The sequence below is a fragment of the Sulfodiicoccus acidiphilus genome (assembly GCF_003967175.1).
In the GTDB taxonomy this organism is placed as follows: domain Archaea; phylum Thermoproteota; class Thermoprotei_A; order Sulfolobales; family Sulfolobaceae; genus Sulfodiicoccus; species Sulfodiicoccus acidiphilus.
The window spans coordinates 1202824-1227387 of the sequence record NZ_AP018553.1 but is presented as its reverse complement, the minus strand read 5'-3'; the positions used below and the strand labels follow the sequence as shown (position 1 = coordinate 1227387).

The 24564-nt window shown below is 50.1% G+C and carries 28 protein-coding genes, 3 tRNA genes and 2 pseudogenes; 20 read left to right on the top strand and 13 right to left on the bottom strand.

The features are described from left to right. Positions 1-300: 300 nt before the first annotated feature. Positions 301-399, bottom strand: a tRNA-Lys gene (locus HS1genome_RS06585). A gap of 115 nt (positions 400-514) precedes the next feature. Here HS1genome_RS06585 and HS1genome_RS06580 point away from each other — a divergent pair. Beyond that, the gene (locus HS1genome_RS06580) at positions 515-2449 is read left to right on the top strand and encodes a type IA DNA topoisomerase (protein ID WP_229768067.1); all 1935 of its coding nucleotides are present in this window, start codon (positions 515-517) and stop codon (positions 2447-2449) included. A gap of 7 nt (positions 2450-2456) precedes the next feature. Here HS1genome_RS06580 and lrs14 read toward each other — a convergent pair whose 3' ends face one another. The 3 genes from lrs14 to HS1genome_RS06565 all read right to left on the bottom strand — a co-directional run bounded on the left by lrs14 (position 2457) and on the right by HS1genome_RS06565 (position 4642). After that, a complete protein-coding gene (gene lrs14, locus HS1genome_RS06575) occupies positions 2457-2861 on the bottom strand; it encodes an Lrs14 family HTH-type transcriptional regulator (RefSeq protein WP_126451354.1) in 405 nt (134 codons plus the stop codon). Positions 2862-3040: 179 nt separating this feature from the next. Further along, a complete protein-coding gene (locus tag HS1genome_RS06570; RefSeq protein ID WP_126451353.1) occupies positions 3041-3952 on the bottom strand; it encodes an NAD-dependent epimerase/dehydratase family protein in 912 nt (303 codons plus the stop codon). A gap of 3 nt (positions 3953-3955) precedes the next feature. Then, complete coding sequence (locus HS1genome_RS06565; RefSeq protein WP_126450099.1) at positions 3956-4642, bottom strand: TatD family hydrolase; 687 nt, start codon at positions 4640-4642, stop codon at positions 3956-3958. Positions 4643-5294: 652 nt separating this feature from the next. Between HS1genome_RS06565 and HS1genome_RS06560 the strand changes: the two genes are divergently transcribed. From HS1genome_RS06560 to HS1genome_RS06550, 3 genes are all read left to right on the top strand, one after another. Beyond that, positions 5295-5393: transfer RNA gene (locus HS1genome_RS06560), tRNA-Lys, on the top strand. 45 nt (positions 5394-5438) lie between these two features. Then, positions 5439-6251, top strand: coding sequence for a winged helix-turn-helix transcriptional regulator (locus HS1genome_RS06555; RefSeq protein ID WP_126450098.1), 813 nt, complete (start codon positions 5439-5441; stop codon positions 6249-6251). A gap of 35 nt (positions 6252-6286) precedes the next feature. After that, positions 6287-8404: an MMPL family transporter gene (locus tag HS1genome_RS06550; RefSeq protein ID WP_229768068.1), complete on the top strand. Its 2118-nt coding sequence runs from the start codon at positions 6287-6289 to the stop codon at positions 8402-8404. Here the strand turns inward: HS1genome_RS06550 and tenA are convergent. After that, positions 8388-9044, bottom strand: a complete 657-nt coding sequence (gene tenA, locus HS1genome_RS06545; RefSeq protein WP_126450097.1) for a thiaminase II — start codon at positions 9042-9044, stop codon at positions 8388-8390. The two genes, HS1genome_RS06550 and tenA, sit on opposite strands and share 17 nt — an antisense overlap. Positions 9045-9109: 65 nt before the next feature. Between tenA and HS1genome_RS06540 the strand changes: the two genes are divergently transcribed. Further along, a complete protein-coding gene (locus tag HS1genome_RS06540; RefSeq protein WP_126450096.1) occupies positions 9110-10357 on the top strand; it encodes a 3-isopropylmalate dehydratase large subunit in 1248 nt (415 codons plus the stop codon). Beyond that, positions 10354-10839 (top strand): LeuD/DmdB family oxidoreductase small subunit, encoded by a 486-nt coding sequence (locus HS1genome_RS06535; protein ID WP_126450095.1) that lies wholly within the window; start codon positions 10354-10356, stop codon positions 10837-10839. The genes HS1genome_RS06540 and HS1genome_RS06535 overlap by 4 nt, the downstream gene beginning before the upstream one ends. A gap of 7 nt (positions 10840-10846) precedes the next feature. Here the strand turns inward: HS1genome_RS06535 and hxlB are convergent, their stop codons facing one another. The 3 genes from hxlB to HS1genome_RS06520 are packed head-to-tail and all read right to left on the bottom strand — an operon-like array spanning position 10847 to position 12234. Beyond that, a complete protein-coding gene (hxlB, locus tag HS1genome_RS06530; protein ID WP_126450094.1) occupies positions 10847-11509 on the bottom strand; it encodes a 6-phospho-3-hexuloisomerase in 663 nt (220 codons plus the stop codon). A gap of 45 nt (positions 11510-11554) precedes the next feature. Next, positions 11555-11851: a signal recognition particle subunit SRP19/SEC65 family protein gene (locus HS1genome_RS06525; protein ID WP_126450093.1), complete on the bottom strand. Its 297-nt coding sequence runs from the start codon at positions 11849-11851 to the stop codon at positions 11555-11557. Beyond that, positions 11848-12234: a 30S ribosomal protein S8e gene (locus tag HS1genome_RS06520; RefSeq protein WP_126450092.1), complete on the bottom strand. Its 387-nt coding sequence runs from the start codon at positions 12232-12234 to the stop codon at positions 11848-11850. The genes HS1genome_RS06525 and HS1genome_RS06520 overlap by 4 nt, the downstream gene beginning before the upstream one ends. Before the next feature lie 158 nt (positions 12235-12392). On the opposite strand from HS1genome_RS06520, the gene HS1genome_RS06515 reads away from it, so the two are divergent. The 5 genes from HS1genome_RS06515 to HS1genome_RS06495 all read left to right on the top strand — a co-directional run bounded on the left by HS1genome_RS06515 (position 12393) and on the right by HS1genome_RS06495 (position 15854). Beyond that, positions 12393-13550, top strand: coding sequence for an AAA family ATPase (locus HS1genome_RS06515; protein WP_126450091.1), 1158 nt, complete (start codon positions 12393-12395; stop codon positions 13548-13550). Further along, positions 13541-14890, top strand: a complete 1350-nt coding sequence (locus tag HS1genome_RS06510) for a vWA domain-containing protein (RefSeq protein WP_179950441.1) — start codon at positions 13541-13543, stop codon at positions 14888-14890. The genes HS1genome_RS06515 and HS1genome_RS06510 overlap by 10 nt, the downstream gene beginning before the upstream one ends. A 57-nt stretch (positions 14891-14947) precedes the next feature. Beyond that, positions 14948-15037, top strand: a tRNA-Asp gene (locus tag HS1genome_RS06505). A 93-nt stretch (positions 15038-15130) separates the two neighbouring features. Beyond that, complete coding sequence (locus HS1genome_RS06500; protein ID WP_126450089.1) at positions 15131-15559, top strand: hypothetical protein; 429 nt, start codon at positions 15131-15133, stop codon at positions 15557-15559. Beyond that, positions 15516-15854 (top strand): hypothetical protein, encoded by a 339-nt coding sequence (locus tag HS1genome_RS06495; RefSeq protein WP_126450088.1) that lies wholly within the window; start codon positions 15516-15518, stop codon positions 15852-15854. Before HS1genome_RS06500 ends, HS1genome_RS06495 begins: the two co-directional genes overlap by 44 nt. On the opposite strand, the pseudogene HS1genome_RS06490 reads toward HS1genome_RS06495, so the two are convergent. Next, a pseudogene (locus tag HS1genome_RS06490) lies at positions 15797-16050 on the bottom strand (hypothetical protein). The gene HS1genome_RS06495 and the pseudogene HS1genome_RS06490 overlap by 58 nt on opposite strands. Positions 16051-17118: 1068 nt before the next feature. Then, a complete protein-coding gene (locus HS1genome_RS06480) occupies positions 17119-18186 on the bottom strand; it encodes an AAA family ATPase (protein WP_126450087.1) in 1068 nt (355 codons plus the stop codon). A gap of 418 nt (positions 18187-18604) precedes the next feature. Between HS1genome_RS06480 and HS1genome_RS13010 the strand changes: the two genes are divergently transcribed. From HS1genome_RS13010 to HS1genome_RS06470, 3 genes are read left to right on the top strand one after another with little or no spacing between them, the layout of a single operon-like run. Then, positions 18605-18730 carry a hypothetical protein gene (locus HS1genome_RS13010; protein ID WP_268243597.1) on the top strand — a complete coding sequence of 42 codons (126 nt, stop codon included), beginning with the start codon at positions 18605-18607 and terminating at the stop codon, positions 18728-18730. A 23-nt stretch (positions 18731-18753) separates the two neighbouring features. After that, a complete protein-coding gene (locus HS1genome_RS12655) occupies positions 18754-18957 on the top strand; it encodes a transposase (RefSeq protein WP_170166190.1) in 204 nt (67 codons plus the stop codon). Further along, positions 18954-19151: a hypothetical protein gene (locus tag HS1genome_RS06470; RefSeq protein WP_126450086.1), complete on the top strand. Its 198-nt coding sequence runs from the start codon at positions 18954-18956 to the stop codon at positions 19149-19151. Before HS1genome_RS12655 ends, HS1genome_RS06470 begins: the two co-directional genes overlap by 4 nt. Positions 19152-19363: 212 nt before the next feature. On the opposite strand, the pseudogene HS1genome_RS12650 reads toward HS1genome_RS06470, so the two are convergent. Further along, positions 19364-19631: pseudogene (locus tag HS1genome_RS12650) on the bottom strand (RNA-guided endonuclease TnpB family protein); the annotation flags it as partial. 579 nt (positions 19632-20210) lie between these two features. Here HS1genome_RS12650 and HS1genome_RS06465 point away from each other — a divergent pair. From HS1genome_RS06465 to HS1genome_RS06440, 5 genes are all read left to right on the top strand, one after another. Further along, a complete protein-coding gene (locus tag HS1genome_RS06465) occupies positions 20211-20429 on the top strand; it encodes a hypothetical protein (protein ID WP_126450085.1) in 219 nt (72 codons plus the stop codon). Further along, positions 20410-20550 carry a tyrosine-type recombinase/integrase gene (locus HS1genome_RS13310; RefSeq protein WP_126451351.1) on the top strand — a complete coding sequence of 47 codons (141 nt, stop codon included), beginning with the start codon at positions 20410-20412 and terminating at the stop codon, positions 20548-20550. The genes HS1genome_RS06465 and HS1genome_RS13310 overlap by 20 nt, the downstream gene beginning before the upstream one ends. Then, complete coding sequence (locus tag HS1genome_RS06455) at positions 20547-20780, top strand: hypothetical protein (RefSeq protein ID WP_126450084.1); 234 nt, start codon at positions 20547-20549, stop codon at positions 20778-20780. Before HS1genome_RS13310 ends, HS1genome_RS06455 begins: the two co-directional genes overlap by 4 nt. 1439 nt (positions 20781-22219) lie before the next feature. Next, entirely contained in the window at positions 22220-22615 is a 396-nt protein-coding gene (locus tag HS1genome_RS06445) for a HEPN domain-containing protein (RefSeq protein ID WP_126450083.1), read from the top strand. Beyond that, the gene (locus HS1genome_RS06440; RefSeq protein ID WP_126450082.1) at positions 22593-22967 is read left to right on the top strand and encodes a nucleotidyltransferase domain-containing protein; all 375 of its coding nucleotides are present in this window, start codon (positions 22593-22595) and stop codon (positions 22965-22967) included. The genes HS1genome_RS06445 and HS1genome_RS06440 overlap by 23 nt, the downstream gene beginning before the upstream one ends. Before the next feature lie 32 nt (positions 22968-22999). Here HS1genome_RS06440 and HS1genome_RS06435 read toward each other — a convergent pair whose 3' ends face one another. Both HS1genome_RS06435 and HS1genome_RS06430 read right to left on the bottom strand, forming a co-directional pair. Further along, the gene (locus tag HS1genome_RS06435; RefSeq protein WP_229768069.1) at positions 23000-23356 is read right to left on the bottom strand and encodes a zinc ribbon domain-containing protein; all 357 of its coding nucleotides are present in this window, start codon (positions 23354-23356) and stop codon (positions 23000-23002) included. A gap of 374 nt (positions 23357-23730) precedes the next feature. Then, entirely contained in the window at positions 23731-24036 is a 306-nt protein-coding gene (locus tag HS1genome_RS06430) for a hypothetical protein (protein WP_126450081.1), read from the bottom strand. A 188-nt stretch (positions 24037-24224) separates the two neighbouring features. On the opposite strand from HS1genome_RS06430, the gene HS1genome_RS06425 reads away from it, so the two are divergent. Continuing rightward, positions 24225-24539, top strand: coding sequence for a YidH family protein (locus HS1genome_RS06425; protein ID WP_126451350.1), 315 nt, complete (start codon positions 24225-24227; stop codon positions 24537-24539). The last annotated feature ends 25 nt before the right edge of the window (positions 24540-24564 follow it).

Sequence of the window (24564 nt, the reverse complement as noted above, 5' to 3'; positions counted from 1 at the left end):
CACCTCCACTAATGGCGGTGAGGAAGTCAGAAATATGAGAAGGATGAGAAAGGAAAGCTGAAGTGTGAGTGGGAAGGGTTTTGATTGGTGCTTAATTTTCCTGCAGTTGGTCAATCCCCGACGGGTTCGTGTTGGGAACCAGGTTAAGTTGAAGGTCAGTTAAGACGATTAGAACGGATTGACACTGGAGGTCCGTAAATGCATAGAAGGGTTCAGTGTCGTGGGGATACCTCTCGGCCTGCTCGTTCTCCAGAGGGCTCTAACCTCGGAAAATGGACCAAGGACAGTTAGATTAATTTGTGGCGGGCCCGCCGGGATTCGAACCCGGGACCTACGGGTTTCTTCGCTGTAGCTAGCAGGTTAAAAGCCCGTCGCTCTACCTGGCTAAGCTACGGGCCCATCTATTCACACTGACTTCCCGTATTTAACCCTGTCTTCTCCTTCACATGATGTCCCAACGCTTTTGAGCTCCCTATGAATAGGGCTATTCGAGGGATCCTCCACGAGCTCCAAGGTGGTCATCGCGGAGAAGCCTAGCGTTGCGAGAGATATAGCTAGGGCTTTAGGCAGACCCGTCCAAAGGGAGGGCTACATTCAAGTTGGGGAGTATACAGTAACATGGGCCCTGGGTCACCTTTTCGAGATTGACGACTCCATAGCTCCCAAGAAGTGGAGTCTAGAGGACCTTCCGATTTTCCCTGAGGAATTCAGATATAAAAGTGTCAAACTGAAGCAGCTTTCGGTGGTGCGGAAGCTACTCGAGAAGGCTGAAGTCGTAGTTAACTGCGGAGACGCCGGGAGAGAAGGTGAACTGATAGTGAGGGAGATACTTAGGGAGATCGGATACAAGGGGAAAGTGCTCCGACTCTGGACTTCCGAGGCCTTGACTCCTCAAGTAGTGAGAAAGGAGTTCACCAGGCTGAGGCCTTCGCAGGAGTTCGACTCCCTTTACTACTCTGCCCTAGCGAGACAACATAGTGATTGGTTGGTTGGAATAAACCTCACAAGGTTGGTCACCCTGAGGGCGGGGGGACGAGAGGTGTGGAGTGTCGGGAGGGTACAGACCCCCACCCTCAGGTTGGTGGTAGAGAGAGACGAGGCTGTGGAGTCCTTCGTGCCCCAGAAGTATTTCGTGGTGAGGGGGAGATTCGGATGGAGTGGAGGAATCTACGAGGGTCTCCTCATGAGGGAGGGTATAGCCAAGCTCAATGAGGAAGAGGCCACTGAAGTGGCGTCTAAGCTCTCGAAGGTGAGGGAGGGTAAGGTAATTTCGGTGGAGCTCAGGGAGCAGGTGTCTAAACCCCCTCTACTGCACTCGCTCACTTCCCTCCAGAGGGAAGCCAACGTCGTCTACGGACTCTCCGCCAAGAGGACGCTCGATGCCGCCCAGGCCCTCTACGAGACCTACAAGGTGATAAGTTACCCAAGGACAGATGCCAGACACCTAGGGGAGAGCAACGTTCAGCTAGTCAAAGACGTCCTAACCCGACTGGGAAAGGAAGAGCTGATATCAAAGGTGAGCAGGGTGGGAAAGAGGGTGTTCGACTCGACGAAGCTGACTGACCATCACGCCATAATACCCCTGGATAGGCCCCCGGCCAACCTGAAGGAGGTGGAGAGGAAAGTGTACGATTTGGTGTACAGGAAGTTCGTGGGAGCATTCATGGATGACCACATCTACCATTCGATCACCGTAATCACTTCCTTAGGAGGGGAAAACTTTCTTTCCGAAGGTAAACGAGACGTACAAATGGGGTGGATGTCCCTCTACAGAGAACCTGAGGACAACACAGGGAACTTACCTAGAACGGAGGTACAAGTAGAGAATCTCGAAGTGGAAGCGGAGGAGAAGGAGACTGAGCCACCTCCTAGGTACTCGGAATCTACCCTACTGAAGGAAATGGAGAGGCTTTCCCTCGGAACACCATCCACTAGGGCAGCAATAATAGAGACTCTCCTTGACAGAGGTTACATGAAGAGGGAACGCCGCACCTTGGTTTCCACCCCGAAGGGCAGGGAGCTCGTGGCCAAGCTAAGGGACAGCAAGGTGTCGAGTCCCGAAATGACAGGAGAGTGGGAGAGGGAACTGGAGAGGATTTACCTCGCTCGGTTAGGAAAGGACGGGTATAATCAATTTATGGCCAAGATCAAAGAGTTTGTGAAGGAAGAGCTGGATAGATTGAAACAGGCAAGATTCGAGGTGAAACGGGAGGAAATCAAGTGTAGGTGTGGTGGGAAGGTTCAGTTCTTCGGAAGGGGTTGGAAGTGCGACTCTTGCGGCAGCCTAGTGTGGTCTTCCGTTGCCGGTAAGAGACTCACGGAAAAGCAAATCATGCAACTCTTCTCGGGGGAGGAGGTGAGGGTGAGGGGATTGACGTCTAGGAAGGGAACTAAGTTCTCCGCCACACTCTATTTGGAAGGCACCGTCAAGTTCAAGGACTTCGGCTAATCCTACTTCAGTGCTGGTCGTTGCCCCTAAGTACAGTCTGTATGAGCCCCTCCATCTTGGCTGAACATTCCTTTATATCGTTGGTTATCTTCTCCCTAAGTTCCTCATAGTTCCTCGCTCTGTAGAGGTACCTAGGCCTCCCGGCCTTGTTTCCAGTCTCCTTTATCCTCATGACAAGGTTCATCTCTAGAAGTTTGTTTAAGCTCCTGTTTATGGAAGCCTTGCTTAGCTTGAGCTGTCCCTCTATCTCCTCCGTCCCTCGAGGTTGCCCCTTTATCAAGTTCAATAGAACTACTATATCGGTTTCCGAGAGTCCGTAGCAGAAGGACAGGATGTCCACAAGGTTGGCATCTTTCCCTGAGGGGAGCTTTATCCGCACCCCCTCGAAGGGTACGTTAGGGAATTCTTCCATGCTTTTCACTATAATAGTGGATTCAATTGTCGTATAAATATTTATCGTATTATATAACTAGAACTGGGGTCCATGAATTTGATCCCAAAATATGGTATTACTATTTGGATACGGGCAAATGGGATCGATTACCCTTAGGAATGGGTTAGTGTCTGTGACTCACAAAACCTTGGAACTCCCTAGATCCCTAGGTCCAGCAGGTCCCTCACAGCTTTCTTAACGGCTCCTGCCGAACTCATGGTAGGCTTCCAACCTCTGGACTTGGCCCTCTCGACGCTCAGTAACATCAGCCTCACGTCTCCCGGCCAACCCCTCCCCTCGAATCGATTCAGGTAAACGTGCCTAGGGCTCAAATTCATCTCGGCCTCCACTATCCTTGCTATTTCCTCTACTGTCACCCAGTCCTCGTTTCCGACGTTGAATACCTCGAAGCTACCCGATTCGCTCGAGGAGAGCTTCAGGATCGCTTCGATCAAATCCTGCACGTAGAGGTAACTCTTCCTCTGTCTTCCGTCTCCCAAGATCTCTAGAGTTGCGGGATTTCTCCTAAGTTTCCTCACGAAGTCTACCACTACGCCATGGGAGGTCCTTCCCCCTGTTATGTTGGCCAGCCTGAGGACGACGCAAGGAAGAGAGTAATTCCTAGAGTAGAACTCACAGAGCTGCTCGCCAACTACCTTGAAGAGTCCGTAGTTAGAGACCGGTTTGAGGGGGTGGTCCTCTGGAGTAGGGAACTTGTCGGTCTCTCCGTATACCGTGCTAGACGAAGTGAACACGACCCTCGAAGCTCCACTCTTTAGGGCGAACTCCATTAGGTTGAGAGCGGTCTTAACGTCCCTCTCGAAGTGTTCTTCAACTTGGTACATCGAAGTTCTCACGTCTGGGTTTGCCACGAGGTTGTAGAGTACGAACCCCCTAGGAAGTTCTAAGGAGATGGGAAACCGGAGGTCCACCTTAAGGTACTTGGCCCCTTCCCTGAAGTAATTTCCGCTAGACATATCGTCCAATACTAAGACGTCTTCCCCCATCTCAAGTAGCCTATCTGTGAGGTGTCCTCCAATGTATCCCGCTCCCCCTGCCACCACGTGCAGCACTTACTCCACCTGCTGGGAGAGGGAGAACGCCCTTATGAAGTTCTCTCTCACCTTCCGCTCAATCTCTTTGATCGAGACCTGGAAGGTTGTAGCCAAGAAGTCTTCAGCCTCCACCACCATGGGTGGTTCGAGCGTTCTCCCCCTGTAAGTGTAACCACCATCGCTCTCCACCAAGATCACGGAGAGGTCAGCTTCGGCTATAGCTTCTGCGTGTTCCTTCTGCACCTTCACTGAAGGGTTCACTGTCACGAAGTATCCTGCCCCCTCTATGTCCTTAAGTAGCTCCTTGGGTCCGGTGTACCAGTGAAATATAGCTCTCTTCACGTCATGTTTAATTAAGAGATCGAAAGTCACCTTCCAAGCTCTCAATGCATGGACGTTGATTGTCTTATCCTCCCTAATTTGCTTCAGGAAAACTTGCCTTTGCCTATCCCAGGGAGCCTCCGAGTACTTGCGATCTAGCCCAACCTCGCCTACAAAATCTGCCTCTTCTATCAGTGGAAGGACCTTTTCGGGATCTTCTAGATGTGCCAACCAAGGATGTATTCCCACCCCCTTTAGGATCTTTGGTCCTAAGAGGCCGAGGGTCCTCTTAGAGGAGGCGAGATCCATAGAGACTGCGGCCACGAATACTCCGTCGTAGCTCTTTCCTAGTTCAACTAGGTGACAATGGGCGTCGTATAGCATGGAATGGAGGTCTACAGTCTAACTAAAAAGAGCGTAACTACCTAAGCTTAGGGTTGGGCTTCACCTATTTTTCATGAATTTGCTGTTCTCAGCCTTTGGACTTCGCCGAAGCCACCGGAAACGCTCACCTCTTTTGACCACATTAGATGACTGCATTAGATAGGTGACCCCGGACCCATCAAAGTATCAACGACCCATGATGAATGCCCGTCTCTTACTACATCAGGTCTAGATGCCTGCATTCGACTGACTGTACTTAACTTCTAGGTGTGAACCGCCCTGTCCTCACAGACGGGGCTTCCCTGCCCGTAGCTCGGGCCCGAGTGGAGGATAAACTCCGCAGGCTCAGAGGACCGTCACCGCACGGGATCGGTGTCAGAGGAGGCCGTCGGCCGGAGCGTAGACGTACCTCGTCGCCCCTCCCTCGGAGGCGTCTCTGCGACGCTCAGCCTGTCTACGACTTTCGTGAATGAGTTTCTTCAGGTTGATTTTAAATGAGGTGCCGTCCATTCTCGCTGACGGGATCTTCCGCTCCTCTATCTCCTAATAAGAGAAAGCTCCAGGTATAGTTGTGAGAGTAAGCCACCCTCAATCCCCGTTTTCTTTGACGGTTAACCTTATTACTAGCTCGAAGCCACATGTGTTCTTGCGTGGGCCCGTAGCTTAGCCAGGTAGAGCGACGGGCTCTTAACCTGCTAGCTACAGCGGAGAAACCCGTAGGTCCCGGGTTCGAATCCCGGCGGGCCCGCCACACCGATTAAAGTTCTTTAGTCCCCTAACACCATAACTACAACTATTGAGTGAAGAGGACGACAGGAAGATAGTGTTCAGCTTACTCAAGGACGGGAGGGTTCCCCAGAGTGAATTGGCAAAGAGACTAGGAGTGTCTCCCCCGTCGTTGAGTCACAAGATGAGGAAGCTGAGGGAAGAAGGTGTCCTCAGAGGGTTCAAACTACTTGTCAACCCAAACTTCTACGGCATGTACTTCGCTTACGCCGCCCACTCCAACAGGAAGGACTTCGACGCACCCTGGCTGTTCGTTAAGTTCAAGTGCCTCGAGGAGCTCAACGTTTACGGAGTGGAGGCCCATAGTCTGGAGGAGCTTGAGGATAGGCTTGAACTGCTAAAGGAAGACCTAGGAGAGGCAGTAATGAGGTACGTTCCGACCCAGTCACCTAGGGAACCTAGGCCCTTGGAACTGAAGTTGATCAGGGCCCTAGCTGAGGACCCGAGAGCGACGCCGGGGGAAATAGCGAGGAGGATAAACTCTAGGTTGAGGTACGTATCGAGGAAGATATGGAAAATGAAGGAGAAAGGAGAAGTAGCGATAGTCCCAGAGGTGGACTTGATTAAGTTGAATGCCGTAATACTGGGAGTGTTCTCGGATAAACCCGAAGAGGTAAGAAGAGCGACAGAGGGGTGTAGACTCTTCTCTATCACGACAGATGGGGGGTCGGTAGAGGTGTGCTTCGTAGGAGAACTAGGCAGGGGAACCGTATACGTCGACCTCATAAGGAAAGCTGACCCTACCTCGAGGGTCATGGTCGTAACGGATTTCAAAGTGAGGGGACCACCCGGGGAATTTAAGCTAGACTTAATCGGAAGTTAAGGAGAACTTTTCCAATAGCGCCAACTAAAACGTTCGTGAAGTTCAACAGATCGGAGTTCAGATCGATAGTAGTATGGGTAGTTCTCCTAGTCTTCATGATCCCAGGCATTATTAACTACTCTCATTACCTCACCTACTCGGCTCAACAAGAGAGCACTGGCCAGTCTGCTGAAGTGGAGAAGCTCCTCTTCAACTCGTCTACGAACAGGGAGACTCTCATAATAGTAGTGAATGAATCTCCGTTCAACCTGTCCTTGGCAAGTAAGGTGCTCGCACTACAAGGTAACTTGTCCCTACTTCCTGGAGTGATCTCTACCTCTTCCCCTTTTTCGGAGTACGAACTTTTCATAGCATCGACCGTAGGAAACCTCTCCGTTGCCAAACAATACGTGGAACAACACGGTCTATATGGCTCGCCCTCGTTCTTGAGGGCCGCAAGTGTGAGTGCTGATAATTCCACCTTTCTCGTGACCATACAACTGAACTACACCTCAGGGACTACACTAGCAGGGGGGACTTCCCCATCCCAGGAGATCGTCCCTAAAGTGGAACAGATGGTTCACCTCTACTTGGGCAATGAGGCCTACGTTACGGGTAACGGAGCTCTTAAGTATGAGACTCAACAGCTGACCCAGAGGAGTGCCTTCGTTTTCCCCGTTCTCTTCGTTGTCTTAGCAATAGCGGTTGGTCTCACCCTTTACTCATTCAAGGGCTCATTGTTGGCCCTCCTTTTCGTCTCCCTCACCACAATAATTGGTTACTTCGCGGTTTTCGTGACCGGCATCCTACTTAAGAGCGTGGACTACGTAGTCAACTACACCCTCACTGCCGTCCTACTCGGGATAACTACGGACTACCTAGTATTCATAGCCAGCAGATACAAGGAGGAACTCAAGGGAGGGAGAGAGAAGGCGATCGAAGCCGCTTCCAAAAAGGCCTCGAAGACAGTGTTGATTTCTGGGCTAACAGTAGGGTTGAGCCTAGCCACGTTCTCCTTAGTTCCAGGCTTTCTGAGTTGGGGAGTGGTCCTCTTGATTGCCATCCTGATCTCTACTGCGATGATGGTCACACTTTTACCGTCTATCCTCTCAGTCGCCGGAATGAGGCTCTTCTCGACACCCTCTAAAGAGTCTAGAGTGACCAACTCATATTTCTACAGAGCCGCCACGTTGAAGAGGAAGGGACTTATTGTCGCGTTTTTCGTCGTCCTGACTATTCCAGCAGCTTACCTGTTCTTCCACCTACCCACAACTTACAACTTCGACGTCGGACTTCCATCAGATCTCAGGAGCGTGCAGGGACTCAACATACTTCAGGCAAAGTTCGGTGCATACACTTCACCAATCATAGTGGTGGTTAACTCTTCTGCTCCACTAAGACAGGAGGCTCGGACTTTAATTGAGACGCCCGGGGTGTCAAGCGTCGTTGGGCCTTACGCTGATGGGAGAGATGTCCTAAATTCCTCTAATGTATCTCAGTTTCAGGTGGGACGCTACGTTTATTTCGTAATCTACAGCAACGTTTCTCCCTATTCCCCCGCGGCGGCCCAACTGGTGAAACAACTCCGCGGAGAGGGATTCCTCGTAGGTGGGGTGGCTGCCTCCATAGTTGACCTAGAGTCCATGAACACGAGGAACTACTCCCTCCTCGAGATCTTGATAGTAACTGTGGTCGGACTGGTGTTGGGACTCTCATTCAGGTCCTGGAAGGACCCACTGGCCTCGCTCACAGGGGTGTTCATGAGCGTGACTTGGACGACCGGCTTGCTCTACCTCATTTCGACTTACGTTCTCAAGGAACGGCTGATATACCTGGTTCCGGTCATTTTGTTCGTGATATTGATGTCCTTAGGTAACGATTACACTGTGTTCATACTATCCAGAGTCAGGGAGGAAGGAAACGTACCAGTCGCCATGGCAAAGACGGGAAGGACAGTGACTTCTTTGGGCCTCATCTTAGCAGTGTCCCTCGGAGTTCTCACATTAATTCCTGTGGGGTTCCTTCAGCAGTTGGGAGTTGCGTTCTTCGTCTCTCTCCTCATCGACACGTTCGCCATAAGGAGCGTGTATCTCCCCTCTGTGCTTCAGTTCCTTAAGGAAAAGCCGACGAGGCCCAGCGAAGGTGATCGCAACTCGCTCAAAGCGGGGAGGTGAGCCGGAAGGGATACCTCTCTAGTCTATAAGCACTGTCCCAGAACATGTACTCGTATATAGCTGCCATCCTGAACTTCTCCTTCGTCGCCCTCCTCTCCCTTTCTCCAAGCTCCAACTCATTCACAATTTCAATAGCTCTCTTCACCCCCCTCTCGTATTCCTCCCCTCCGTAGGTGTCGATCCACTTCTGGAAAAGAGCATTCCTAGACCCCTTGGCCTTGAGTGTGCTCCCAACCTCCATATATATCCAAAAACAGGGGAGGATGGCACCTACGACCTCGTGAAAGGGCCTCGAGTAGGCCGTGGCTAGGAGAAAGTTAGTGTAGGCAGTGTTGGTGGGACTCATCTCTTCCGCTCTCATTCCCCAAGCTCGCATGAAGGCCTCGTGCATCTCCTGTTCAACCTTTATGGAACGCGCTAGACTCTCGGCGAAGAACCTGCTATGCTCCCTTTCTTCGGCCTTTGCTGCGGCTATGGCTAGGACCTTGCCGTACTCCCTGAGGTATAGGGAGTCCTGAGCTATGTAAAACCTAAACTTCTCCTCATCCAGCTCGCCTGTGGTTAGGCCAATAATGAAAGGGTGAGACAGTATGGCCTCGTAAACGTCTCCCACCGACCTCCACAGTTCGGACGAGAGCATGAATCGTCACTAACAGCCTAGAATATGACGTTTGCTTATATACACCACGAACTCACTATACAGTTATGGGCTATACATTGACTGAGAAGATCCTCGGAAGGGCGGCGGGAAGGTCCGTGGCCCCAGGAGACGTGACAGAAGTGGGCGTGGACATAGTCGCCTTCCACGACCTCACAGGCTATCATGTGATAGAGGTCATGGAGAAAGCTAAAATGTCGAAAATATTTGATAGAGAGAAACTCGTAGTCGCCTTCGATCACCTCTCCCCTCCTCCCGATCCTAGGAGCGCCCAGATCCAAGTCTCAATAAGGAAGTTCGTCAAAGAGATGGGAATCAAGAATTTCCACGACAACAACGTGGGTATCCTCCATCAGCTCATGGTGGAGAAGTATGCCCAACCCGGACAAGTGATCTTGGCAGCGGACAGCCACACCACCACCTCAGGAGCTTTGGGGGCCTTCGCCCAGGGCATGGGAGCCAGCGATATAGCCGCTGCCGTGATAACAGGAAGGACATGGATCACGGTGCCGGAACCATTCAAGGTGAACCTCAGGGGGAGGCCAGCGAAGTGGATAGGAGGAAAGGACGTGGCCCTCCAGCTCCTAGGTGAGTTCAAGGCCGACTACTTCAACGGTAAGTCGATAGAGGTCTCGGTGGAGGAGCCCCACTCCTTTCCCGTGGACTATAGGGCCACTGTCTCTAACATGGGAATCGAGATGAACGCCGACGCACTGATATTTGTGCCTGACACTGAGACCGTGAAGTTCATTAAGGAGAACAGAGGTTACGAACCCAAACTCGTTACCCCAGACGGAGATGCCAAATACGTCGGCACTTACGACATAGAACTGAACAGGATGGTGCCCCTGGTGGCGGCGCCCCATAGTGTAGACAACGTCAAGGCTGCGTCAGAAGTAGGGAACGTCGAAGTGGATCAGGTCTTCATAGGTTCCTGCACCAATGGCAGACTGAGTGACTTCGAAATAGCCAGCAAAATACTGAAAGGGAGGAAGGTGAGAACTAGGACAATAGCGATACCGGCGTCCTACGAACAGTTCAAAAGGGCTATGGAGCTGGGTTACATCAAGGATCTAGTGGAGAGCGGAGCCGTGATCACTTACGGAACCTGCGGGCCTTGCCTAGGGGGACACTTTGGAGTCGCAGGCCCGGGAGAAGTAGTACTATCCACAAGTTCGAGGAACTTCAAGGGAAGGATGGGGAGTCCGGATGCCAAGGTATACCTCTCAGGACCGGCCGTAGCAGCGGCGACTGCCGCCACCGGCAGAATAACTGACCCGAGGGAGTTGGAGTGATCGTTGAGGGACCTGTCTTAAAGTACGGTGATAAGATAGATACTGATGTTATAATACCGGCAAGGTACCTGACGTCTACAGACCCAATCTTCCTGGCCCAACACGCGATGGAACCCATAGATCCGAAATTCTACCAGAAGGCCTCAAAGGGGGTTGTGGTAGTGGGCGGAAAGGTATTCGGAATGGGATCGTCCAGGGAACAGGCCGCAATAGCACTGAAAGCTGCAGGAGTGAGGGCCGTGCTGGCAGAGTCGTTCGCTAGGATATTCTATAGGAACGCGATTAACACCGGTCTCCCTGTAATAACCGTCCCCGGGATATCCAAGGAAGTCAACGAGGGAGACTTCGTGAGAGTGGTAATAGAGACGGGCGAAGTGACTGTAGGGGATAAGAGATTGTCGGGCAAGGGTGTAACAGGGATGGCCCTGAAAATACTTGAAAGCGGTGGAATAATGGAATACCTAGCTCACGTTTCCAAATGACTTTTTTTTAAAGCTCTATGTTAGCGTGGACCAACCTCAGGTCTTCTTCCGTCTTCTTGAGTCTAACCATAAGTTCTGCGACTATTCCGTCTAGGAATACCTGAGTCGCGTCCTCGAACAGGGTGCCGAGAGGTGCCAAGGGCTCGTTTATCCCTAGTATCTGCCTGGCAAAGTAGTCCTCGTTCTTACTGTACTTAGTCCTGCCGGGGACCTCAACTACTATGTCGGCCATTCTCCCCAACGGGCTATCGGCGTAACTAGTTATGGCTATAAGCCTAGACTTAGCCTCTCTGACTGCCTCAGCAGCCGTCACTATGAGCTTAGTCCTTCCCGAACCGGAGATGGCTATGGCTATATCGTTCTCTCGAATTGCTGGAACTATGGTCTCCCCAAGGACGTAAGAGTTGTAGCCTAAGTGAAGGAGCCTCATTGCGAAAGCCCTGCCCACTAGTCCGCTCCTTCCAGCTCCCATTACTAGAACCTTTCCTCCTCTGTGGTTCCTGTAGAAGTCCTCTAGGGCGTTCACCATTTCCTCGGCTTGGCGGGCCTTTATCAGAGTGGCCGCTCTGAGGACGAACTCGGCAATATCGTACATGGTCTTCACGCTTAGAGGTACCTCTGAGGAGAGCTCGCTCGAGGACGAGTCCTTCAAATAGGAATCACGAGCCATTGTTGGGAAGTGCTGCTTTTAACTTTGTTGGCACGAGTCTACATCTCATTGGGTCTGTCTGTGCTGTTTCAACCACTCACCTAGCTCCCTTAACGTAGCCTGCTTGGACTTCCTCTTATCTACCACAACTGCCCCGATCTTGCTCCTCTCCCGAGGATATATAACTTCCCTTAAGGGTTCGGGATTTAGTCCAAAGGCCTGAGCTGCCCTCACCAAGTCCTCCAGACTGATCTTGGAGTTCGCCGAACTCCTAGGAATTCTCCTACCTCTGGACCTTGGGCCCTCTTGAAAGTAGGAGAGCCAAAGTATTAACCTGTTCCCCTCTAGATCGTGGAGGGTCACTGCCTCACCAGCACGGCGTTCACTACGCCGTCCTGGCCGGGCCTAGAAGTGACAACGGCAGTTCCGATCTCCGTCCTCAACTTAGCGCCCTTAACTACGATCCCTCTCCTAGCGTATTCCCTGTTCGCTGGGACGTCCAACACTTGCAGTATCTTCACCTTCTTAGATTGCTTAGTCGCCGGATCAGTGACAACTGCAGAATCCACGTACCTTAGCCTCACCTTCTCATTACCCCCTCTGGTCCTTTCCACTTCCCTTACCGACGACTGCCCTAGTTTGGTCTCCGTGAAGGGGCTCCCAACTTCATACCTACGCTTTCCCCTGTTCACCCCCTTCTTGCCGCCAGTTATCTTCCTCCTGTCGCTTCCTTGGAAGAAACCCATTGCATCTCGATCTTTATCGGACGGTTTATAAGGTTGACCTGAACCTCTAGACGCTGAACTATGCCGGAACGAAGGTGGCCAACTTCTAGGACCACATCTGAACGAGGTTAAGGCGTTTTGATTTGGACTTTTTAAGCTACGGAACGGTAGTAACTACTATGAGAGGAACGGATGGTGACAGACTACTGTCTTTGCCCAGGAAGTTCATGGAGACCTTGTACACACCGTTCATAAGCAGGGACGAGGAGGCCAAGGTCGTTACCCTGGCTCTAATAGCGAAGGAACACGTGGTGTTGGTAGGAGAGCCAGGCACCGCCAAGTCGGCCATAGCGAGGAGAGCCGCAGAGCTGCTCAAGGCGAAGTTCTTTTCTTATCTGCTAACTAAATATACGGAACCAGCAGAGCTCTTCGGCGCCTTAGACGTGAACATGCTGAGACAGGGGATATACAGGAGGATAACTAAGGACAAACTCCCGGAAAGCGAGATAGCGTTCTTAGACGAGATATTCAACGCCAACTCCGCCATCCTAAACTCACTGCTAACACTCCTTAACGAGAGGGTGATATACGACGGTTACAACACCATAAAGGTACCACTCAGGACCCTAATAGGGGCAAGCAACAGAGTACCGGACGAGCCAGAGCTGGAGGCCCTCTACGACAGGCTTCTCCTAAGGCACTACGCCAAGCCGGTGGGAGAGGAGGTGTGGAAACAGTTGCTCGACTCCAGCTGGGAATTGGAGTTCACCGACAAGTGGAAGGTGACGGAGCCGCTGTTGACGACTGAGGACCTAGACAGGATGTATTCCATGATACCAGACGTCGACGTCAGCGCGGTGAAGAACAAGCTACTCAAGCTCTTCCTGATGTTAGAGGAGAAGGGAATACACATGAGCGACAGAAGAAAGGGTAAGACCCTAAAGGTGGTCTCGGCACACTCCATACTTAACGGTAGGTTGAAGGCCACGGAGGAGGACTTAGTGGTCCTGAAGTACGTGGCTCCCAGGGAAATAGACGACTTCGAGAAGGTAGCCGCCTTGTTGGCGGAGGAGCTCAAGACACCCATAAAGTACATGAAGGAGCTCAACGAGATATACACTAACATAAAGGAGGCCGGCAAATACGTGGATTCGTCAAACGACTCAGACCCCAGGTTGGTGGAACTCATAAGGAGTCTGAAAGCCACCAGGGAGAGGGTTCTCTCACTAGGTAGAGAGGGAGGAGACCCCAAGGTGGAGGAGTTCTCCACCCAGGTAGTGGCCGAGATAGACAAGCTCCTCGAGAGGGTGGCCAGGAAGCTGGGGATATATCCATGAGTGAGGGATACCTTAGAGGAGTAGACTACGAGGACCCCATAGTTAAGTATAGGGGCGAAAGGATCTCTCATACCCTAAAGAAGTTGATTGGAAAGGACTTACCGGTCGAGCCAGCGTTCCTAGTGGACTCCTACTACACCCACTACTTACCACTGCCCATAATGAGGTCAGAGGAGGAGGTGTCGGATGAGGGAAAGCTCATGTACAAGTTCCTGGAGATGACCCTGTCCTCCGACGCGGTGTTGAGCAACAGGAATTACTCCGTGGCTAACTCCGCTGTGAGCATGGCCCTCTCAATAAGCTACGTTCAGAACCTCATAGAGGAGCTTGAGAGGATAAGGAAGACTTCCCAGTCCAAGGAGGAGAGAGAGGCGGCGGAGCAGATACTGAACGGAATGATGAGAGGAAACAAGAGGAGCGGGACGCAGCAGGGAAATCAAGAGTCAATGGAGAAGCTCATGAAGCAGGTGCACGAGAAGGCCATGTCTAAGGCGATGGAGGACGCCAACATGGTGAAGAGCATGCAGAGGATAATAGGTGGGAACGGGGCAGGCACGGGAAGTATGCTGAACTTCGAGGGGGACATACACGAGGTGTTGAGACTGTCGAAGATAACGGAGATAAAAAAGATACTAGAGTTCCTGAGCGGAATGCAGAAATTAGGATCGTTCACTAGAAAAGTTAGCACCAGGTACTCTAAGGGAGAGCTTTACGGTTACGAGAAGGGGTCAGACCTTGAGAGGATCGTCCCATCTGAACTTTCAATGCCAGACGAGATCTTCTACCTCAAACTGGCGGAGGCCGAGACTTTACTTTACGAGAAGCAGATAAGGGAGAGCCTCGGGCCGCTCTATCTCCTCCTAGACAAGTCGGGGAGCATGGACGGGGAGAAGATACTTTGGGCGAAGGCCGTGGCACTGGCTCTATACAGTAGAGCGAGGAGAGAGAACAGGGACTTCTACATGAGGTTCTTCGACAACATACCATACCCGCTCATAAAGGTGATGAAGAACGCCAAGAGCAAAGACGTCATAAAGATGATAGAGTATATAGGTAAGATTAGGGGGGGAGGAGGGACAGACATAAGTAGGTCCGTTCTGAGTGCCTGCGAGGACATAAGGGAGGGCCCAGTGAAGGGAGTAAGTGAGATAATTCTCCTCACGGACGGAGAGGATAAGATAGCCGAAACAGCGGTGAGGAGGTCGTTGAAAGACGCTAAGTCCACTTTAATAAGCGTCATGATAAGAGGAGATAACAACGACCTTAGGAGAGTGTCCGACAACTACTTCAGTGTTTACAAGCTGGATCACGAGGACCTGTTGAAGATAGTGGAGGCTTGATTGTGTGAAAATTGAAAGAGGGAAAAACTTATATCAAGATGCGTAGTGTGTAAGAATGCCGCGGTAGTCTAGCCCGGTCTAGAGCCTTCGCCGAGAGGATGGGGGCCTGTCGAGCCCCTGACCCGGGTTCAAATCCCGGCCGCGGCGCTATTTTACGTTTTTCTTTTCACTGATCTCCGAAGAAATTGATGGGAATGTAGCGTCCGATGGAGAAGAGTGCAACGCATATAGGTGTCGTAAGTGTATGGTAATAATGTGATACAGGTAAAGGTAAATGAGTTGCCGGAGGAAGCCAAGCTGAAGATATTAAGGAAGGTGGTGGAGGAGAAGAGGATAGACTACGAGAAACTTGGAGTGACCAGGGTTCAGGCGTGGAGATATACGATGGGAAGACAGAAAATCCACGATTACGTCGTGGAGAACGCGATAAAGTACCTCTCTCCGGAGGAAGTGTCGGAAATAGTATACGGATTCTCTCTGGATAACGTGACGTTCAATGACGCTATAAAAGTTGTAGCCAAGGCTGTCCAGAGCCCAGAGTTCCGGGAGTTCCTCCTTTCGTCGTTGCACAAGCATCTGGGGGAGTTCGTTAACAGGGTCTCGAACATGCACGTAGTGACCGGGGATGACCAGCAGCTGTTCCAGAAGGTTACTCAACGGCAAGAGTAAGGAGACTGCAAAGAAACATTACAACTACCTGATAAGGACGCTAGGGGAACTGGAGTACACGCTTACCCCAGACAGGTTGAAGGAATATGTTCTGGACCTTGAGGCGGAAAACCCAAACTCGGCCAGACGTTCAGCTAAGGCCCTGAAGGTCTTCATAAAGGAGGTAGTTAGAAACAGGGATCCTGTGATAGCACAAGTCCTATACAACTCATTCAAGATTCCGCAAACTACAACGACCTACGTCCTTTTCTCACGCCACTCCCTTATGGTCTCCTCCGAGCTCTTGCCTCCGTAATTTAGGAAGATCTCACGGGATTTGATCAAGGCCATGGAGATCTTTTATAGTCCTCTCTTTCCCTCTTCCTTTTATTCTCTTCCTCCTCTATTACCTCCTCTATTTTTCTCCTTATTACTTCGCTCCAGTTTATGTATGTTAGTTCGTCCATCCTTTTCTTCAACTTCTCATCAATTCTGATGCTGATCCCTGGCATGAACAAAAGTTAGATTCGTATATTAAATAATTTACGCCCATGTAATAAATGTATAGACGTCCCTAGCGCGGTCATATAGTAGTCCCGATATCATGATTCACCCTGCGAAAATACATAAACAATTTCTTCATTGAATTGTCGGAGTGTTCTCATGTAGTCATCTCATTCGAGAACATGCAGTAAAAATATTAAAATAAAACGAAAATTATTTCCTCACGATGTCCGGGCCAGAAGATCTTAGGAATACTAGGGAGGTTAGTAAACCACCCCGTCCTCACGGACGGGGCTTCGGGGTTTCCAGTACCCTTCGCGGTGCACCTTCATCCCCCCTTCGGGTTGTTTACCTACCCCCGACCCGTACCTCTCGTTGAGGCACGGGCTACGTTGATCGACGCGTTCAAGTCGCGGTTACGTACCACACCGCACTTACGTCTGTATTCCCTTCCGTCCGTGCGGGCAACGTGCCCGCATCAGTGACAAGTTCTTGATGTTCTAGGACTACGTTTAGTTCATGCCTCTTCTCTTCATTAGGGTTTAGGATTTTTCCTCGTATTGCTATCTTTACTTCAGCTTTCAGGGAACGTCCCAGATCTTTTCATGTCTGTTTTGATATTTACACTTATACTCCCCGCCCGTAAGGGCGGGGTCTCTGGTGAGTAAGATGAAATCTAGTATAATGTTTACGTGAAAAAGATGGAGGTGACTTAACTCAGATGTGATCGGAACCCCTACCCTTACGGAATTTAAAAATCCTGAGCTCAGACTCTTTCCGTTAAAGAGAACCATCTTAAATGGGCACACTTGAGGGGAGATTCAGGGGTCCTTTGCGAATTCAGTTTATTTAGAAAAATAAAATGAATTTAATTGAATACCCCCGCACGGACTAGGTAGGGATTCACGCTTAACGATATCCCTTATTTAATCTATCTTTGCTATAATTACAATTCGCAATTGAAACCTGAATCGCCCCACTTGAGGGATTGCGATGTATTAGAGATAAATTGATATAATATTACAGATGCATTTCCAATAAGATGACTGCATGAGAACACTCCATCAATTGCCCATTCATCTTCTAAGGAAATTGAAAGCTCTCCCTATCACTGGGTCGGCCAACTGGTAGTTTCCCCTACCGCTCTTGACGACGTATCCCCGCCCCTCCAGGTTATTTAAATATCTCCCAAGTTCCGCGTCGTATATGGTCCTCCTCCTCTTGTCTTCGAAGTACCTCTTTATCTCGCTCCACCTCCCATGCCCCTTCGCTATGGCCTCAACTATTGTGACGTATTCCCTGGAGAAATGACTCAATTCCTCAACCGTTGTTCTCATTGCGAGTTCCAGGACATCGTCCACAAATGACTTCTTGACTTCCTTGGCCCTCAAACACCTGAGCCCGAACTCCGTCAACCACCCCACAACTCCGTCAAGTTCCTCCACCGCGTGCTCCAGGACGTCTTTCGTGGGTGTCATCCCGGCCTGTTCAAAGCCCCTCTCTAGGAAATCTATGGATCGGAATGAATCAAATCTGTTCACTCTCACCTCCTCTAAATGCCTCCCGTATAGGGGAGAGGATGGATCCTCAACCTTTAGAAAGTCGTACAGTAGTCCTATCTCCGAGCCCGTTAGAATGAAGGTCACGTTTTTGCAGTAATCGTAACAGTGGGCTAAAATGGAGAGCATCTCGTGGCCCAACTTACCTCTTAGGTTTTGGGCCTCGTCGAAGGCTATGATCACCTTGCCTTCGTCGTTTATTCTGTCCAATACTTGAGTTAATAAAACCCTTTCCCTGGGATCCCAGGACAGGGATACGTTAACTCCGAAGATTGAAATTCCCCTAAAGTGCTGTAAGACAGATTTGATGGGTAATCTCTTGTTTAACTGGGATAGTACCTCCGAAAACATCGTGTAGATTGCCCTATAAGAGGATAGCGGGATTCTAGCGTCCACAAGGGCGTGAGGTAAACTGGTGTCGTTTAGGAAAGCCTTTAGAATAGAGGTCTTACCTATTCTCCTGATACCAGTTAGGAGAACTATGGGCTCTGACACAGTCGAACGCAACTGGTTAAGTTCCTCGTCTCTATCATACAACTCTTCCTTGGTTTCCTTAGGCCTTCCATCGAAGAGAATAACTAACACCCTGTTAGTGTACTAACACCCTGTTAGATTTAAGGTTTCTCAGTACCTGCTTCGCCATTTTCATGTCGCAATACTGTCCTGATAACTTCCTTGCCTCAAACTAACGCATTTGAGATCATACATTAGCGCCTCAAACGTGACGTTGTCCAGTTTAAGCAAAATTGAAATATCATCATAAGTATAATATTTCACATCATATTATTATAACTTAAGTATAATCGGGCTGAACAATATAATTCAGGTTAACAGCTCTGATTTAAATAATTGTACAAATAAGCAACAAATTCTCTTAACGAGTCGTCGAGGACGAAGCCTCAGGACGCGGGTAATATTAATAAGGGTTGGGAAGAGGTAATATCATGGAAAAGGTACTCCACACCGAGAAGGACGTCCTTCTGAAGGCCAACGAGGTCTTCCCGTGGGAGAAGTTCAGGGGAAGTTGGAGTCGCTTTACTCGAAGATCAAGTGGGACGTGATCCTGCTCTTCAAGACCCTCCTGGTCAAGTACGTCTACAACATATCCTGGAACAACCTGGGGAGATAAGGGACTAGAAGTTCAGGGAGTTCGTGAGGGAGAAGGTCCCTCCCAAGAGCACGGTCTTCCTGTTCTACAAGAAGCTACATGAGACCGTGAAGGGAGAGGAGGTCATGTGGACCACGCTCATGGAAGAGCTCAACTCTCTGGACGAAGTCGTGAAACAGTACCAGGAGAAGGGTTTGGAACTCCAGGTGGGGAGAGAAAAAACGACGAGTATGAGGAGTATTACGTGATGGACACGTTCTTCCGGGAGGCCTATCCTGGGAAGAGGAGCCTCCAGACCGGGCTCGAGAAGATCTCCCTTGATCTGAGGGAGATCCGGTTCCCAGATGAGCCTTCCCTGATAGTCTACTCCGTCCGCAAGCTCAAGCACTTCACGACCTTCAGGAAGTACAAAGGAAATACGAGCCTTGGGAGGGCGAGGTAAGCGGGTCTGTTAACTACAACCTACGCCGAGTCCTCTATCTCACGCTAGGGACAGAGGATCGCGTACCCTAGGGGTAAAGTTTCCTCCCCCCCCCCCCCGCAGATCCCACCTAGCCCCTCCATTCAAAGGCATCGGCCCTAACGTGAACTCCACCGTGATGGAGGATAGCCCTGTCCAACTCGTCTAGATTTCACTCCCTCACTCTCCCTGGTGACATCCCTAGGGTAGCCTAAGATCGGTATTTCGCCAACCCCGGCGATCTTTACGACCATCCTATCGAAATTAATGGAATAGCCGAGCTTGGGGGGTCAGTCAAACATGCGGTCTGTACACTCTTGGGAACCTACCCCTTCTCGGGTTGTTGTACCACGACTTGTATATGGCCATGGCATCCCTATAGCAGTTCTCAGCAATCTTTGACGGTAGTTGGGACTCTTCCCTTAACTTCTCGTATAATTCTCGGTGAAAAACTCCTAACACATACTACTACTGAATTTTTCAAGACAAAGTAACTGGCAGAAAATTCCTGGATCTAAGAAGTTCAGGGTATATTGTATCAACACTACAGTATCGAATGAGCTTAACGCGTAGTGAAAGTACACTTGTCTTTGTAGTATAATTTAACTATGCTCATAGCATTATAGTACCTCAAGATGTAACGAGTAACGTAATTTGATTGACGTTAAATTAAACTAAGCATATCCTGTCAAGCCTCTGACCCGGGTTCAAATCCCGGCCGCGGCATCGTTGTACATTTTTCTTCTCATCACTTAAGGAAAAAGTGATGATCACGTAAAGCCTGACAGAGAATAACGCAATAACGAAAAGGAGGAACTCACGGAACTTAGGGTTCTGAACTGCCTTGGTTACCACGTTTATGGAGTCGTTAAACGTCGTGTTCTCCAAGGAAAATCCGTAGACTATCCACGAATATTTCCTTCGGGGAAAAGTAATTCATGGCGTTCTCTAAGCAGTAATCTAGAAGACACTTAACGGAAAGAGCAAGAAGACCGCGAAGAAACACTAGAACTACCTAACAAGGGTGTTGGTGGAACCGGAATGCTAAGGTTGGACAGAAAGAGTGCATCTTGGACCTGGAGGAGAGAACCTAACCCGGCCAGGGACTTGGGCAAGGCACCAAAGGCCTTCATCAAGGAGGTCGTGAGGAATAGGGACTCCACGTTAAGACGGGTGATCTATAATTCGTTTAGGATCCTACAAATCACTACGACCTACCTCTCCTATCCCCTGAACCTCCATCTTCTTAAAAAGATATGAAGATAGATCTTCAGGGGCGAAAGTTTTCCTTCTCCTCCTGACCGAAACGGGCTTGAGAATAGGCGAGGTCTACTCCATTTCTACGGACAAGATAGATTTCAAGAACAGGGTAATAAAGTGAGGAAAGCGAGGGGAATAAAGAGAGCAGGCATCAACTTCTTCCATAAGAGGAGTGTGGACTTCATCAGGTCCGATTACCTAAAGTTCAGGATCAGGTCAGTCGAGGAATATTTCAGTGCTGTCAAGAACCTAAGGATTGAACTGGGTAGCTGGGTAAGGAAGTTGTTTCCCTTTAAGGACGACACGTTAAAACTGAAGATAAGGAAGGAGGCTACAGGACGTCCTAGGTAAGGTGTTCCGCCTCTCCCAATCGACTCTTTGATAATAAGGGGGACGAACCTCGCGCTAGAAGGAACGAGGCTTGTCGTTGGTTTTATCATGAAGTAGTGGTTTTGCAGGATCTCGAACTGTTGTGAGGGGAACTTTACCTTGCTACAGGGTCGCCATATTGGGAGAGATGCCTTGTTCGATCATAAGGGAGGCCCAGAAGGAACGGAGGTCGTAAAGGCGTAAAAGCTTCTTCACAGTAGATCAAAGCTCACCGCCTCCATACCGACTTACTCGCCACCCTGAAGGGTTCTCCCCACCGATTCGGGGTTACATCTCTGAGGGGCGGTCGAGGGATGGGAGGACCCCTCCTGTTCAGGTTCGGGATTGCGACGTCGCGGTCGTCCTCGCGACCGCGAGTGCACTCAAACCGACGATGACCGACTTCGGTCGTTTCCTGTCCGCACTTAGGGCAAGGGACTGGAGAGCACCTGGGACCGACGTACTGTACGAAAACACCTCGCCCGCCACTCGGTTCGGTGCTACGAAGGAAGGTACTACGTTAAATGCAACTCATCGCGAAACTGTCTTGAGAGTTCGTTCGCGTTTCCGATCGTGTTCCTGAGGTCCACCAGCTGGACGTTTGCACCGTCCTCGACGGCCGGCTTCCCCTTTGCCGACCGTCTTTGCGATCTCTTCCCGTGGAATTCCGCGGAGGATCCGTTCGTTCAGGTGGTGTACTTCCCTCGCGACCCCCTAGCAACTACTTCCGACTGCGAGCGTCGCGGAGGTGGGTGAACGTGTAGGGTGTCGTACCGACGACTTCGGCCGCGTCTACGGCGACGCCCGACTCGGGTCACCTTCCCCCATCGCTTCCCGTCCTCGACTGCCGGCCTACCTCCTCTCCCGCCTCGAGTTCCTCGGGCACGAGGTTTGGAGGTCGCCGGCTCCAGCGATCCTGAAGGTTGTCCTCTCCGAATCCGGGTTTCGGCTCTCTGCGTCGACCGCGCCGTTTACGCTTGCTGGGGAAGCGACCATAGGGTCGTGCGGATCGCACAACGAGGGCGCGTCCATACAACGGTCCTCGGCCACCTTAGAAGGTAGGTCGAAATCCTACATCGACGCGGTGTGCAGCTCCCCGCGTATTTCACCCTTCACACCCTTCCGGATCTGGGAAGTTCTCCTTCAAGCAAAAGGGGGTGGAACCCATCGCTTGAACGTAGTAGTTCGCGGGGGACCTCCGTCGAGATCGCAACTCCGATCCTTTAGCCCTCCAAGACATCGAGGGGTTTGGAACGAAGAGGACGTTTAAATTGACATTCCCGCCCTGAAGGGCGAGGCTTTTGATCCTTTGTAACTCAATGGAAGAATTCACCGACTTTTCCTCGACCTTAAGGGAATGAGGGACTGAGGGGTCTCGCATCTGCTATTGGTAATTTAAATGAGGTTTCAAGATATTTTCCGTGGTCAGCAGGCATAACGATTGGTTGAGGCAAGCAGAGAGGAACCTTAAGTCCGCAGAGGTCAACTTACAGAACAGCCTTTATGAGGAGACTTGCTACGAATCACAGCAGGTAGGGGAAAAGGCAGTCAAAGCTTTGCTTAATTATCTTCACAAGGAAATGAGGGGACATTCGATCACCATGCTACTTAAGGCGGTTGATGTCAAAGTCCCTGAGGAGATATTTGTATGTGCACAGGAACTCGACAAGCATTACATTCCTTCTAGATATCCAGACGTCTATGACGAAGGCGCTCCAGCAGATTACTACAACGAAAATAACGCCGAGAGTTGTTTGAACTGCGGTAAAAAAATTCTTGAATGGGTGAAAGAAATTGTCATCAGAAGAGATTTGTAAACTTTACCGAAATTTAAAACCTAAGGTTGTCATACTCTTCGGATCTCGTGCGAGAGGAGACTATACGGAAGAGAGCGACATAGATGTTCTCATTATTTCGGATCTATTACCGAGAGACCCTCGAGAAGGGTTTATTATGGCTTATAACGTTAATTTTCCTAAAGTAATGCCAACACCCATGAATACCCGAGTGTTTTTAAAGAAGCTTGAGGAAGGGTCCACTCTCGTTCTTGAAATAATCGAAGATGGAAAGATATTATGTGGTGATGAAGATTTTATCAATGAGATCATGAAGACTTTTACGGAAGTCAGAAAGAGGTTCACTAGAGAAGGTAAGTTATGGAAATGGTAAGGAAACGTCGTAGTGTCTGGAATGTGAAAAATTCAATTTCGATTGATGAGGATAAACGAATTCTTGACGTTATCTCGAGGTCGAACTGGACTGACTTCCTCCCCGCCACGAATGGCGAGGGTTCCCCCCACCGATTCGGGGTTACATCTCTGAGGGGCGGTCGAGAGGATCAGAGATCTCCTCCCATTCAAATTCGCGATTGCGATTACGTCAAAGTCGTTCTGCCAACCACGTGAGGGACACTTGAACCTGCGGCCGCTTATCTCGGCCATTTTTGAACCACATTTTGGACAAGAGGTTGAGGAGTACTTAGGGTTCACGAATTCAACAAGGAGACCGTGCTTCTTAGCTTGCCACGCGAACCAGCAATGGGTACTTATGTACTCCATCTGGTAGAGTACTAAACTCTTTAGACAACTTATCTACGTGTTTGGCCAAGTTCTTCAAGTCCTCCAGCCTAACGCCTTTGTATAATTTGACAATGTCGACTACCCACTCACCAACTTTCCTTGGGAAGTCCTCTAGGATTCTCCTAGCTTTTGAGTGGAAACTCCTTAATCCTCGAAAGGATCCTCTCGTTTTCCTTAACACCTCTTTGTGTACTTCCTCTGGAGTTTTTCAGCTAAGGACTTCCTCTGATAAACTCTGTTCAGGTGATTTGGGTTCCCCACGTAGTTCTTGTCGTCGACGCCATATCCAAAAGAGCTGGTTCAACAACCCTAACAGAGGTCGTTTCCCAAGGGTATACAGATCGAGTGTGTGGCTAACTCCTAGGTTGAGCTGCAGTAATGATTTCGATAAGATGATAGTGAGGATAGTAGGCGTCACGATAACAGTCTTGAGGAACTTTCGAAGTGGGTCGAACTCCCCCCTTCTGTTTGTGGTATATCTCGCTGTGCACTCTCGTTAAAACGTCCTCCTCATTTGGGTTTGCGACGTTCTCTTTCAACCAGTACAGGACGAATCGCAGAGCTCTCACGTACTTCTCAACCAAGGCTAGTAAAGGATGAGAGAGGGGAACCTTCATCGAAACTGTCGCTCTGGTTGGGGGTTTACTTCTCCTGACCATCAAGGAACTCTAGGGAGTTCGGATTTGAGTTTTGAAGGCATTCATCCCTGCCCTGAAGGGCGAGGCTTTCTGCCTCTTGGTTTTTGTAGAACTTCCTCCTATTACTAGGGCTCTGAAGGTGACTGGCGCTTATGTTGGAGTTCAGCATACTTTTCCTAGGGAGTGATGTGGGGCAGCCATCAGATCACATGGCCAATGAGAGGACGTTTCTCGCCTGGGTTAGGACCGGCATAGCTTTGATAGGATTTGGATTCGTGATCGCCAAGTTCGCCCTCTTCCTAGAAGTAATAAGGTCTTCCAAGCTCATTCCATATGGGTCGGTAATCTACGGGGAGGTAATGATATTCCTTGGAGGGGCCGCCATCGTTTACGGGCTTTACACATACATTGAAGCGGAGTTGTCGCTAGACAAGGGAACCTACAGGCCGAGGAAGGTCGAGAACACAATCTTTGCCTTGACCGTTTTGCTAGTTTCCATAGCCCTGGCTTTACTTCTAGTTTGAGCTCAACCCTTTTAACGAGGATGGG